Genomic DNA, 12,950 nt, shown 5'->3' with positions numbered 1-12,950 from the left:
TACTTTATTAAAACTAAATAGAAAAGGAATAAAACCATGTCAGATATTTCAATCATTTCTGCTATCTTGGTTGTAGTTGTTGCCTTCCTTGCAGGTCTTGAAGGTATCCTCGACCAATTCCAATTCCATCAACCAATCGTCGCATGTACCCTTATCGGACTTGCAACTGGTAACCTCGAAGCAGGTGTTATGCTTGGTGGATCACTTCAAATGATTGCCCTTGGTTGGGCAAACATCGGAGCTGCCGTAGCTCCTGACGCTGCTCTTGCATCTGTTGCGGCAGCAATCATCTTGATCAAAGGTGGTAACTTTACTACTGAAGGTATCGCCGTTGCTACGGCAACAGCTATCCCTCTTGCCGTAGCTGGACTTTTCTTGACTATGATTGTTCGTACAATCTCAGTTGCCTTGGTTCACACTGCTGACGCTGCTGCTAAAGACGGAAATATTGCGGCTGTTGAACGTGCTCACTTTGTTGCACTTCTTCTTCAAGGTCTTCGTATTGCAATCCCTGCTGCCTTCCTTATCGCTATCCCAGCTTCTGCTGTTCAAGACGCTCTTGGTTTGATGCCAGACTGGTTGAACGGTGGTATGGCTGTCGGTGGTGCTATGGTCGTTGCCGTAGGTTATGCTATGGTTATCAACATGATGGCAACTCGTGAAGTATGGCCATTCTTCGCTATCGGTTTTGCTCTTGCAGCAATCTCTCAATTGACTTTGATTGCCCTTGGTGTCATCGGTGTTGCCCTTGCCTTCATCTACCTTAACCTTACAAAACAAGGTGGAAACGGTGGCGGCGGAGCTGCGACTTCTAACGACCCAATCGGTGATATCCTAGAAGACTACTAGAAAGGGGATCAATCATGGCTGAAAAAATTCAATTATCAAAATCAGATCGTCAAAAAGTTTGGTGGCGTTCACAATTCCTTCAAGGTTCTTGGAACTACGAACGTATGCAAAACTTGGGTTGGGCTTACTCATTGATCCCAGCTATCAAAAAATTGTACACTAAAAAAGAAGACCAAGCGGCTGCTCTTGAGCGTCACCTTGAGTTCTTCAACACTCACCCATACGTAGCTGCTCCTATCATGGGGGTTACTCTTGCACTTGAAGAAGAGCGCGCTAACGGTGTAGAAATCGATGACGCGGCTATCCAAGGGGTTAAAATCGGTATGATGGGACCTCTTGCTGGTATCGGTGACCCAGTATTCTGGTTTACAGTTCGTCCTATCCTTGGAGCCCTTGGTGCATCACTTGCTGCATCTGGTAACATTGTTGGTCCCCTTCTCTTCTTCTTTGGATGGAATGCTATCCGTATGGCCTTCCTATGGTATACACAAGAGTTCGGTTACAAAGCTGGATCTGAAATCACTAAAGACATGTCTGGTGGTATCTTGAAAGACATCACCAAAGGAGCATCTATCCTTGGTATGTTCATCCTTGCCGTTCTTGTACAACGTTGGGTATCTATCAACTTTACTGTCAACCTTCCAGGTAAACAATTGGCTGAAGGTGCTTACATCAACTTCCCAGAAGGTGCTGTAACAGGTGGAGAATTGAAGGGAATCCTTGGTCAAGCACTCAGCGGATTGAGCCTAGATAAGATTCAACCACAAACTCTTCAAGGTCAGTTGGACTCATTGATTCCAGGATTGATGGGACTTCTCCTTACTTTCCTTTGCATGTGGTTGCTTAAGAAAAAAGTATCACCAATCGCAATCATCCTTGCTCTCTTTGCAGTAGGTATCGCAGCTCGTTTCTTCGGTATCATGTAATCCAAGCTATCGAGAATATAAATAAAAAAAGAATCAGGATTAAACCTGATTCTTTTTGTGTATCAACTTTTTCTTCTAGTCAGATAATGCAAGCCCCCAATCACCACTGCTAGGATGGCTACATAGACGACTTGGGTGGTTTCTAGAGGTACAAAAGTTCCTTGCAGGATAAATGTATTGGCAAGTACGCCAACAAGGGCTGCAAGGCTCAAAAATGCGAGCAAGACCAGCTTGTATCGATTAAAGGGAATGCTGACCTTGGCAACTAGACACAGACCATTGATCAAAGCAAGGAGGAAGCAAATAAATTTGACTTGACCTGAGACAGTGATAAAGAAGTTCGTCAAGAGTACACTAGCAACCAGAATGCTACCACCAATCGCAGCATTGGTCAAAATATCTCGCATAAAATGTGTGCTGACCTTTTCTTTATTGGACTCAAAAGTTAGGAAGAAAGATGGAATCCCAATCGTAATAGCTGAAATGATTGTAAACTGAATAGGGATAAAGGCGAATTCCAAACCAAATACCACACTCAAAATGGCAAACACGACGGAGAAGAAGGTCTTTGTTAGAAAGAGAGAGGCTACCTTTTGGATGTTATTGATGACCCGGCGTCCTTCCATCAAGATATCATAAAATACTGCAAAGTCATCAGTGAGAAAAACAATATTGGATACACTTTTGGCTGCACTCGTTGCTCCCTTCATAGCAAAGCTGATATCTGCTTTCTTGAGAGCCAGAACATCATTGACCCCGTCGCCACTCATGGCAACTGTTTTACCAGCATTTTGCAAAATAGATACCATCTTTTGCTTCTGTTCAGGTGTCACACGACCAAATATTTCGTGTTCCAAGACCACTCTTTCAAAGTCATCATCGCTCACCTTGGTCATATCAATCGCACGGGCTTCTTCCTTAAAACCTGCCTTACGAGCCACCCCATACACAGCCACATGATTATCACCACTGATAATCTTCACTTCAACACCTTGAGATTCGAAATAGTCAAAGGTTTCCTTGGTATTGTCCTTAATCTCATCTGACAAAATGACGTGCCCTAGTAGTTCCATATTGGCTGGACTCGTGATGTGGTCCTTACTATGGGCAAGTGTCAAGATTCGAAAACCTTGCTGCTTCAGATGTTCATAGTAGGCATCCATCGGCTGGGTAAAGCCTAGAAATTCATAAGCACCGAAGAAATAGGTCCCACCCTCTTTTACTTGGACAAAGGAATACTTGTTTTTGCTTGAAAAGGCACCGACTTCTTGAACTTCCCACTTTTTCTCACAGGTTAAGTAAGTTTTCAGAGCCCGCGACGTCGCATTTTCATCCTCAAAATAAGCTAGATAAGAAGATAGTTTCTCTGCTACATTGGCATCCATTTCTTGGACCTTCATATTCCCCGTCGTGATGGTACCTGTCTTATCAAAACAAAGAACATCTACTCGCGCCAAGGTCTCTACACAGTATAGCTCCTGCACCAGAACCTTCTTTTTAGCCAACTTCATGGCCGCTACCGCAAGAGATACACTGACCAGGAGAATCAACCCCTCCGGAATCATGCCGACCAAGGCACCTGAACTTCCCAATACAATTTCAACATAAGACCGTCCTAGACTAAAACCTCTGACATAGAGCAGAATGGCAACTGGCACCAGCAAGATCGAGACGATTTTTAAAATCTTATCCATGTAATCGCGTAGTTGAGAAGGGTATTTTTTGAATTCCTTGCTGGATTTTGCGAGTTTGTTGATATAACTATCGGGTCCGACCGCCGTTGCCGTAACCAGACAAGTACCGCTAACGACATTGCTTCCGCTCATCAGCTGGTCACCAACCGTTTTAAAGACAGAATCACTCTCACCAGTCAGCAAAGACTCATCCACTTCAATATTTCCTTCAAGTACTTCTGCATCGACAGGCACCTGATCACCCAGATTGAGATACAGGTACTCACCCAGAACGATGTCCTCTGGATCAATCTCAATCGTTTGGCCATCTCGGTTGACTCTGTACTTACTTTTACCAAGCAAACTTAGCTTTTCTAGAGCATTTTTTGAACGCACTTCTTGGAAAATCCCAATGGCTGTATTGATAGCAATCACACCTAAAAAGAGCATATTTTCAAATCGCAAGGTTGTGGCTACCAGAACTGCCAGAGCCAAGTTCATGGCATTAAAGAAGGTAAAGATATTTGAAACGACGATTTCCTTGGTTGTTTTGTAGGGTTTAATGTCGCTGATATTTCGTTGACGATCCTTGATGTCTTGGCTACTTAAATACTTCATTTCTACTCCGATATCCTTTTGTACCACTATAGTAACACATATCTTTTTCTCTGTCACTTAAAGACTCAAAATAAGAAGAACTCCCTTGGCAAGCATCATCCATCATCACTTTAAGAAGGACTTAAAAAAGAGGCTAGGATTTCCCTAACCTCTTTTTTCTATGCTTTTATTCTGCCAAGGCACCCATTGGATCCCATGGTGCAAGTACGATTGGTTCTGCTTCATAAGCAGCTTGTTCTTCTGCTGTCAGCAATTCCTTACGGACAACGATTTGGTAAGTGTATTCATCCATCCAAGCGTCTGAGGCGACGAAGTAACCATCTGTGCCGACCTTGTCTCCCCATGAGTTTTCAACCTTCCACTTGGTTGACTTACCATTTTCGTCCAAGTCCACACCTGTCAAGACCATGGCGTGGGTCATCAAACTTTCGCTGTAGTCCAAACGTCCAGCTTTGTCTTGAGTGAGTTGGATATCCATGCTTGATTCAAAGTCATAAACATCTGTCGCAAGGATTCCGGCTTTGCGGTTGCTGAGCTGGCCGACATCTGAACCAAACCAAACAGTTTCTCCTGTTTGCATTTGGGCAATCGCCAATTCTTTCAAGCGCTCCATTGGAACGTTGATGTAGCGAACTGCACGACTACCAACGACATTTCCCAACATCTCAACTGTGTAAGATTTACCGTAAGGTTTGTCAGCAGTTGGAGCATTGATAACCGAAACATAATCTTCCAGAGGAAGATTGACATATTTCTTGTAAAACTCTTGTGGTGTGATACCCTTTTCACTTTGGTAGTTATCATCCTTATCGCGATAAGCAAAGTCAAACTGACGTGGTGGAAGACCTAGTGACATAGCAAGGAAGTTAAAGATTTCTTGCAAGAGGTCTTCTTTCTTGGCTTGAACAGTCGCTTGGTCTGCACCAGAAGCGAGCAAGTCACGCAAGATTTGGGCATCTTGACGAAGCAATTTGTTGAGGATGGCATTGAGCTCACGGCTACTGCTAGAAGAAACAGACTCAGGATAAACAGACTTAGGAACGACACCGTATTTCTCAAAGAGGGCCACGACCATATCCCACTGTCCACCGTCTTGTTGTGGAGTTTGGAGTAGGAAGCTAACCTTACGGCTCGTCAATTCTTGGTCTGCAGTCGCAATGACTTGCTCCAAGAACCAGTTGGATTTCTCGTACTTGTCCCAGAAGAAAGTGTGGGCTTGTGACAACTCAAAGTTTTCCAGTTTGTATTGAGAGATGAGTTTGTGACGGAAGGTGTTGAGAGCTGCAAACATCCAGCAACGACCAGACGCTTTCTGGTTAGTAACCTTGTCCTTGGTCAAATCCAATGAGAAAACAGGTGTATTGTCTACATGGCTTTGGCGACGTTCTAGGGCTGCAAAAATTCCGTTATGGCTGGCAGCATTTTCGATCGCTTGGTATTTGACATTTGCTTCATAGTTGGCAAAAAGTTTATCTGTAAATGATTCTTGAATCGCGTTCATAGATTCCTCCTTTTATTCTACTGTCTATTATAACTCTTTTCACAAATGAAGCAACTGAAAAACGAAAAAGGCAAGGACATTCTCCCTCACCTTTTCTAACATAATCCAAACTAAGCAATACTAGCAAGGAGATTCTCTAACTCCTCCCTGGTCAGGCGACGCCATTCTCCTCGTTCTAAGTTCTCATCCAAAACTAAAGTTCCCATCGTCAAACGTTGCAAGTCCACGACTTCCTTACCACAGTATGCTACCATGCGTTTAACCTGATGAAACTTCCCTTCAGCAATGGTCACACGAACCAGACTTTGATTCTTTACTGAATCTACCGACACAAGCTCCAATTTAGCTGGCTGGCAGGTAAAGTCCTTGAGCGAAATGCCCTTGGCAAATGTATCCACATCTTCTTGGCTCATGATGCCTTCGACTTGAGCCAAATAGGTCTTATCCACATGACGTTTGGGTGAAAGAAGGGCATGGGCCAGCTGACCGTCATTGGTCAAGAGCAGAAGACCATGCGTGTCAATATCCAAGCGCCCGACAGGAAAAACTTCCTTGGCGCGAGCATAGTCATCTAACAAGTCTAAAACTGTTCTATGTTTGGTATCTTCAGTTGCTGAAATGACTCCTTGGGGCTTGTTCATCATGTAGTAGACAAACTCTTCATACTCTAGCACTTGGCCATCAAAGCGAATCTCATCTCTTTCTTCATTAATCTGCAGTTTAGCTGACTTTTCTTTTTTACCATTTACCGTCACGCGCCCAGCCTTGAGCAAGTTTTTGACTTCTGTCCGACTCCCCACAGCACAGGCAACTAAAAATTTATCTAATCTCATAGAACTATTATATCATACTCAAAAGGAGGCTGGTACAATGACCAACCTCCTTTTCTTTTCATACTCTTCAAAAATCTCTTCAAACCGCGTCAACTTCCATCTACAACCTCAAAACAGTGTTTTGAGCTGACTTCGTCAGTTCTATCTATAACCGCAAAGCAGTGCTTTGAGCAGCCTGCGGCTAGTTTCCTAGTTTGCTCTTTGATTTTCATTGAGTATCAGATTTAAGAACTTAACTTCCTCGTCTCCAGAAAATAGCTAAGACAACCATAGCACCCAAAACAGCTGGAACAATAGCTATCCCCGCTAGGTTTGGCCCCCAAGTTCCAAAAAGTAGGTGACCCAAAGAAGCACCAATCCAACCCAGGAACATTTTCCCAAAGCATCCCATCCGTTCTCCACGATTGGTGATAGCTCCAGCTAATAGTCCGATCAAAAGACCGACAAACATACTTCCAATCATAGTTTCTCCTTAAATTGCCCAATCTCCATTGCGGAAGAGTGGTACGCGTGTTCCATCCTCACGGATACCATCGATATCCATTTGGTTCGAACCAATCATAAAGTCAACGTGAACGTCTGAACGGTTGAGTCCTGCAGCTTCCAGCTCTTCTTCGCTCATCTCCGCTCCACCAACAACGCTAGTCGCATAGGCTGCACCGATAGCCAAGTGGTTTGAAGCATTCTCATCGAAAAGCGTGTTGAAGAAGGTAATGCCTGACTGAGAAATTGGGCTTGGATCTGGTACCAAGGCACATTCACCCAAGGCACGCGCACCCGCATTTTCAAAGACAAGGTCCTTCATGACCTGATCACCCTTCTCAGCTGAAATATCGACGATTTGACCATTTTCAAAGGTCACCTTGATGCCTTCGATGATATTTCCGTTGTAGCTAAGTGGTTTTGTAGAGGTTACATAGCCCTCTGCACGACGGAAGTCAGGAGCCGTAAAGACTTCTTCTGTCGGCATATTTGGTAAGAATCCTTCTCCCTGTGCATTGATAGCACCAGCTGATTCCCAAACGTGGTTCTTCGGCAAACCAAGTGTCAAATCGGTCCCTGGAGCTGTGTAGTGAAGGGCTGAGAATTGTTCTTTATTGAGCATTTCTGCCTTACTCTTAAGAATGGCTGCATGTTCTTCCCAAGCCTTAACTGGATCTTCTTCATAGACACGGCAAGTTTTGAAGATTTGATCCCAAAGAAGGTCCACTGCTTCTTCATCGCTCGCAGCATTTGGAAAGACTTTCTTAGCCCATTCAAGTCCAGCAGCGGCTGCTACAGTCCAGCTAACCTTGTTGGACTGAGTTGCGATACGCATTGGCTTCATAGCGAGTCCCATCGCTTTTGCAGAAGCTGAAAGCTTGTCCGCATCCACTCCGTTCAAGGCACCTGGATCAGATGAACGGACACCGAGACGGCTAGCCTTGTTCTCCAAGAGATAGTTCATCTCAGCAATCTTGTATTCTGGCACATTGTCCAAACGCTCCATCGGCGCATGGAGGAATTTCTCACGGTTGATGACATCATCTGTCCACTGAACGATAACCTCATGCGCACCCAAGGCATAAGCTTCTTTCACGATCAAATGCGCCAACTCACGTTGCTCCACATCGATAGAAAGAGCCAAAGTGTGACCAGGTTGCACGTTAATTCCATTCGCAACCAACAATTTCGCATATTTTTCTAGATTTTCTTTAAAATTTGGTAAAACCATTCTATTCTTCCTTTTCTTTTGTTATTTCTCTTTAAATAAGGACAACAAGCTAACCGTTGCCACCGTACCACAAATCAAAGCGGTCATTCTCAAAATCGTATCAGGGTCAAGATCCAGCTGATAATCAAACACCTTTTGCGCTGGCTTATCCTGAGCGGAAATGGTAAGTTTCATAAAAACCTCTTCCTATATTTTAGAAAAATTCATCAAACAAACTCAACTGGTTATCCTCTGGCATATTGCCCAGAATCCCTATTTCATCCATCTTTTCAACCAAGGTTGATGAGAGGCCACCACGTTTGCGTAGTTCTGTTTTGGAAAGGAATTCTCCCTCTTCACGCGCTCGTACCAACTGCTTGGCAACGTTCTCTCCCAGACCATCCATTGCTACAAATGGCGGAATGAGGGTATCCCCATCGATGAGGAACTCTGTCGCATCACTACGATAGAGGTCTAACTTGCCAAACTTAAAGCCACGTTCCCACATTTCATTGACAATCTCAAGAGTTGTATAGAGGTCAATTTCCACATTAGAGGCTTCATTATTCTTCCGTTTTTCAGCGATCTCTTCCATTCTACGCTTGATGGCATCCAAGCCGGCACCCATGGTCTTGATATCAAAGGCCTTGGCACGGATAGAGAAGTAAGCACAGTAATAATAAATCGGATGGTGAACCTTGAAGTAGGCTACACGCAAGGCCATCATAACGTAGGCTGCCGCATGGGCCTTAGGGAACATATACTTGATTTTTCCACAGGATTCGATATACCACTCTGGTACCTTATTAGCCTTCATAGCCTCGATGTAGCCATTTCGCTCCTCTTCGGAAATCTTCAGCCACAAACCTTTACGCACCCGTTCCATGATGGTAAAGGCCATCTTAGGTTCGAGACCCGCATGCATGAGGTAAACCATGATGTCGTCCCGACAACCGATAACGGTTGATAGGTCCGCAATCCCTTGCTTGATCAAATCCTGGGCATTTCCCAACCACACATCGGTACCGTGGGATAGACCTGAGAGCTGAAGCAACTCTGCAAAAGTCGTCGGATGCGTCTCGTCTACCATCCCACGTACAAAGTTGGTTCCAAACTCTGGAATCCCCAGCATCCCCGTCGGTGTACCGATTTGCTCCGGCGTCACCCCAAGCACATCCGTCCCAGAAAAGAGGGCCATGACACCTTCGTCATCCATAGGAATTTCATTAGGGTCAATCCCAGACAAGTCCTGCAATTTTCGAATCATAGTCGGATCATCATGCCCCAGTACATCGAGTTTGAGGACATTCTCATCGATATCATGGAAGTTAAAGTGAGTCGTCTGCCATTCAGCCGTCACGTCATCTGCTGGATACTGAACAGGCGTAAAGTCGTAGACATCCATGTAGTTCGGAATAACAACGATTCCTCCTGGGTGTTGTCCTGTAGTCCGCTTGACACCGGCAGCACCTTGGGCAAGACGTTCCACCTCTGCATCACGATAAAATTTCCCATAGTCTCTCTCATAGCCCTTGACAAATCCATAGGCAGTCTTAGCAGCTACCGTACCAACCGTTCCTGCACGGAAGGCATATTCTTCACCAAAGATATCACGTACATCCAAGTGAGCACTAGGCTGGTCTTCTCCCGAGAAGTTCAAGTCAATATCGGGAACCTTGTCCCCATCAAAACCAAGGAAGGTCTCGAAAGGAATATCCTGTCCATTTTTGCTGAGTTTGTGACCACAGTTTGGACAATCCTTATTGGGCATATCAAACCCTGAACCGTAAGAACCATCCGTGATAAACTCGCTGTACTGACACTGACCACAGACATAGTGAGGAGAGAGAGGATTAACCTCCGTAATCCCAATCATGGTCGCAACAAAACTGGACCCAACAGACCCACGAGAACCAACCAAGTAGCCCCGTTCATTGGAACGTTGCACCAGCATCTGCGATGCCAGATAAATCACGGCAAATCCATTCCCCAGAATGGAAGTTAATTCTTTTTCAATCCGCAAATCAACGATATCTGGCAGCGGATTGCCATAAATCTCAAAAGCTTTCTTATAGGTCAACTCAGCAACCGTTTCTTCAGCCTTGTCGATGAAAGGCGTGTACAAGTCACCCTTAACGACCTCAACAGGCTCAAAAATTTCTGCCAAGGCATTGGTGTTTTCAATAACCAATTTACGAGCCAATTCCTCGCCCAAGAAGGCAAATTCATCCAACATCTCATTAGTCGTTCGAAAATGAGCTTTCGGAAGAGGAGCTGGTTGGGCATGTTCACCATGACCGATGGTTCGGTTAATCATAGCCCCCTGGCCCAAACTACGGACGATAATTTCACGGTAAATCTCTTCTTCCGGTTCGATATAATGGACATTTCCCGTAGCCAAAACAGGCTTCCCAAGACGGTCCCCAATCTCTATCAAACTCTTGATAATAGTTTGGAGTTCCTCCATATCCTTGACCTGCTCCTTAGCAATCAAGGGAGCATAGATAGCCGGTGGCATGACCTCGATAAAGTCATAATACTTGGCCACCTCAACCGCCGCATCCACACCTTGGGAAACGACAGCGTAAAAAACTTCACCCTCCGAGCAAGCCGACCCCAAAATCAAGCCCTCCCGATGGGCGTCTAGAACCGTTCTCGGAATCCGTGGCACCCCTTCAAAATACTTGGTGTTAGACAAAGAAACCAGCTTAAAAATATTTTTTAAACCAACTTGATTCTTGACATAAATGGTCGCATGTTTAATCCGAGCTTTTTTATAAGAATCTGGACTGATTAGATCAATATTGAGTCTAGCCAGATCGGTCACACCATGTTTTTCTGCTACCTCTTTGATAAAGATGAAAAGCAGACGACCAGTAGCTTCCGCATCGTAGTTGGCCATGTGGTGGTGTTCAAGTGCCACACCAAAACGCTTGGTCAAAGGCCCCAAACCATGACGTTTATACTCAGGATAGAGGTTTCTAGCAAACTCCAGCGTATCGATGACTGGCTGGCTAATCTTAGGCAGACCATGACGCTCATAGTTGGCATTGATAAAACCAACGTCAAAGGTAGCATTGTGGGCTACTAAGACTGTATCCTTGCAAAACTCTTGGAATTCTTGTAAAACTTGTTCCAGTGGTTTGGCATTTTTGACATGATCATCTGTAATACCAGTCAACTCAGTAGTAAAGGCTGATAATGGATGTCCGGGATTGATAAATTCATCAAATTCGGCAATAACATTCCCCTTATACATCTTAGAGGCCGCAACCTGAATCAAGTCATTATAGATAGCTGAAAGTCCCGTCGTTTCAACGTCAAAGACCACGTAGGTCGCTTCTGACAAGTCCATCTCCACTTCGTTATAAACGATAGGGACACGGTCCTCCACGATATTGGCTTCCATTCCATAGATCAGCTGGATTCCAGCTTTCTTAGCTGCCTTGTAGCCATGTGGGAAGGATTGAACATTTCCATGGTCGGTGATGGCAACCGCCTTGTGCCCCCACTTAGCAGCTGTCGCAACGATCTCCTCTACCTCTGGTAGAGCATCCATGGTCGACATGTTGGTATGAGCATGAAACTCAACCCGACGCTCACCTTCTGGCATCAAATCCTTCCGCTCATAGTGAACAACTTCCTGCACATCCTGCACGTTCATGGTCAAATCGCGTGTGAAATTATTCATCTCCACATTTCCACGAACTCGGAGCCAAGAATTCTTCTTAATGATGTCAAACTTCTGAGCTTCTTCTTCATTCTTAACCCATTTTTGCATTGAAAAACTTGAAGTGTAGTCTGTCATTTTAAAGTTGATCAAAACGCGACCAGTTCTGGTCACCTTATGCTCCACATCAAAAACGACCCCTTCAAAGACCAGACGATTTTCCTCAGTCGTCACGTCAATCATCTGGGTAACCTCAGCCTTATCTAGTTTAGGCTTGGCCATAGCCTTTTTAGCCTGAAAATCAAAGGCTGGCTTCTCTTCTACTGGAGGAGGAGCCATTTGTTCCAATTGCTCCATAGCCCGGAGCGCTTCCTCATTGGCAGCTTGGACAATCTGTTCATTCTCGGTATGGAAGGCTTCCTCCTGCTCTTGTGTAAGAGCATCATTCTTTTCTATTTGGCATACAAAAGCTGGAAAACCAAACTTTTCGAGTTGCTTTGCCAAATTAGGAAGATGATTCTTCTTAAAGTGCTCCTTATCAATCGCCTCTGAACCTTCAATAATGAGTTGATTTCCTTCCGCACGGACGTTTAAATTCTGGTAAAGAGATTTAAACCCCTGACTTGCACATGGACCTTCAGAAAAAGCCTCCTTATAGTAGGCCTGCAAGAGTTCATTAGAGAATTCTTGAGAAAGAGCCTTGATTTCGAAAACAGCTCGATTGCCTGTTTTCGAAAATTCTTCACTAAGCCCTTTCTTTAACTCTAAAAAAATTTCAATCGGTAAAATATTAGAAAATACAAAATGAAATTCCCAAATCTTACTAATTTTATGAACCACAACACGCTCAATTTTTGCATCAACAAGAGCAGGGTCCCGTCTCAATTGATCAGATATTCCCAGTTGATTCATTAAAATTTCAAACTTACTTGACATTCATTTTCCTCACATTATTCTCTTACTATTTTACCATAATTAAAGAAAATATATGACTAGTACCATTCCTTAAGCACTGCTAGTTTACACAAATTTGTTCCGTAAACAAAAAAGAAGACTCACAGAATCTCCTTAGTAAATAAAAAAAGATACCCTAAAGTATCCTCGTAATCGATCGGGAAGACAGGATTCGAACCTGCGACACCTTGGTCCCAAACCAAGTACTCTACCAAGCTGAGCTACTTCCCGCG

At 44.3% G+C, this 12,950-nt stretch carries 9 protein-coding genes and 1 tRNA gene; 2 read left to right on the top strand and 8 right to left on the bottom strand.

Features of this window, described 5'->3' with window-relative positions:
* Positions 1-36: 36 nt before the first annotated feature.
* Positions 37-849: a PTS mannose/fructose/sorbose transporter subunit IIC gene (locus tag Q4443_RS08590; RefSeq protein ID WP_042903130.1), complete on the top strand. Its 813-nt coding sequence runs from the start codon at positions 37-39 to the stop codon at positions 847-849.
* Between the two features lie 14 nt (positions 850-863).
* Positions 864-1,775: a PTS system mannose/fructose/sorbose family transporter subunit IID gene (locus Q4443_RS08585; protein ID WP_049477764.1), complete on the top strand. Its 912-nt coding sequence runs from the start codon at positions 864-866 to the stop codon at positions 1,773-1,775.
* A 62-nt stretch (positions 1,776-1,837) separates the two neighbouring features.
* On the opposite strand, the gene Q4443_RS08580 is transcribed toward Q4443_RS08585, so the two are convergent.
* The 8 genes from Q4443_RS08580 to Q4443_RS08545 form a co-directional block, all read right to left on the bottom strand.
* Positions 1,838-4,066, bottom strand: coding sequence for an HAD-IC family P-type ATPase (locus tag Q4443_RS08580; RefSeq protein WP_042903128.1), 2,229 nt, complete (start codon positions 4,064-4,066; stop codon positions 1,838-1,840).
* A gap of 166 nt (positions 4,067-4,232) precedes the next feature.
* The gene (pepC, locus tag Q4443_RS08575; RefSeq protein ID WP_042903127.1) at positions 4,233-5,567 is read right to left on the bottom strand and encodes an aminopeptidase C; all 1,335 of its coding nucleotides are present in this window, start codon (positions 5,565-5,567) and stop codon (positions 4,233-4,235) included.
* Positions 5,568-5,677: 110 nt separating this feature from the next.
* The gene (locus Q4443_RS08570; protein WP_002879637.1) at positions 5,678-6,400 is read right to left on the bottom strand and encodes a pseudouridine synthase; all 723 of its coding nucleotides are present in this window, start codon (positions 6,398-6,400) and stop codon (positions 5,678-5,680) included.
* Between the two features lie 232 nt (positions 6,401-6,632).
* Entirely contained in the window at positions 6,633-6,863 is a 231-nt protein-coding gene (locus Q4443_RS08565) for a GlsB/YeaQ/YmgE family stress response membrane protein (RefSeq protein WP_033605607.1), read from the bottom strand.
* Between the two features lie 9 nt (positions 6,864-6,872).
* On the bottom strand, positions 6,873-8,114 hold the full coding sequence (locus Q4443_RS08560; protein ID WP_049519788.1) for an aminopeptidase: 1,242 nt from the start codon (positions 8,112-8,114) through the stop codon (positions 6,873-6,875).
* A 21-nt stretch (positions 8,115-8,135) separates the two neighbouring features.
* Positions 8,136-8,288 (bottom strand): hypothetical protein, encoded by a 153-nt coding sequence (locus Q4443_RS08555; protein ID WP_049477769.1) that lies wholly within the window; start codon positions 8,286-8,288, stop codon positions 8,136-8,138.
* A gap of 19 nt (positions 8,289-8,307) precedes the next feature.
* On the bottom strand, positions 8,308-12,699 hold the full coding sequence (locus Q4443_RS08550) for a PolC-type DNA polymerase III (RefSeq protein ID WP_049519789.1): 4,392 nt from the start codon (positions 12,697-12,699) through the stop codon (positions 8,308-8,310).
* A gap of 175 nt (positions 12,700-12,874) precedes the next feature.
* Positions 12,875-12,948 (bottom strand) — tRNA-Pro (locus Q4443_RS08545).
* Positions 12,949-12,950: the final 2 nt, after the last annotated feature.

Origin of the sequence: Streptococcus sp. GP0011 (assembly GCF_030546305.1) — a bacterium.
GTDB lineage: Bacteria > Bacillota > Bacilli > Lactobacillales > Streptococcaceae > Streptococcus.
The sequence above is the reverse complement of the archived record's forward strand: the minus strand, read 5'-3'. Positions and strand labels throughout refer to the sequence as shown.

What these genes read in the sequence shown, in the direction of transcription:
- Q4443_RS08580 (WP_042903128.1), bottom strand. Translation starts at nt 4,066, where the DNA reads ATGAAGTATTTAAGTAGCCAAGACATCAAGGATCGTCAACGAAATATC.
- Q4443_RS08555 (WP_049477769.1), bottom strand. Translation starts at nt 8,288, where the DNA reads ATGAAACTTACCATTTCCGCTCAGGATAAGCCAGCGCAAAAGGTGTTT.
- Q4443_RS08590 (WP_042903130.1), top strand. Translation starts at nt 37, where the DNA reads ATGTCAGATATTTCAATCATTTCTGCTATCTTGGTTGTAGTTGTTGCC.
- Q4443_RS08550 (WP_049519789.1), bottom strand. Translation starts at nt 12,699, where the DNA reads ATGTCAAGTAAGTTTGAAATTTTAATGAATCAACTGGGAATATCTGAT.
- Q4443_RS08585 (WP_049477764.1), top strand. Translation starts at nt 864, where the DNA reads ATGGCTGAAAAAATTCAATTATCAAAATCAGATCGTCAAAAAGTTTGG.
- pepC (WP_042903127.1), bottom strand. Translation starts at nt 5,567, where the DNA reads ATGAACGCGATTCAAGAATCATTTACAGATAAACTTTTTGCCAACTAT.
- Q4443_RS08565 (WP_033605607.1), bottom strand. Translation starts at nt 6,863, where the DNA reads ATGATTGGAAGTATGTTTGTCGGTCTTTTGATCGGACTATTAGCTGGA.
- Q4443_RS08570 (WP_002879637.1), bottom strand. Translation starts at nt 6,400, where the DNA reads ATGAGATTAGATAAATTTTTAGTTGCCTGTGCTGTGGGGAGTCGGACA.
- Q4443_RS08560 (WP_049519788.1), bottom strand. Translation starts at nt 8,114, where the DNA reads ATGGTTTTACCAAATTTTAAAGAAAATCTAGAAAAATATGCGAAATTG.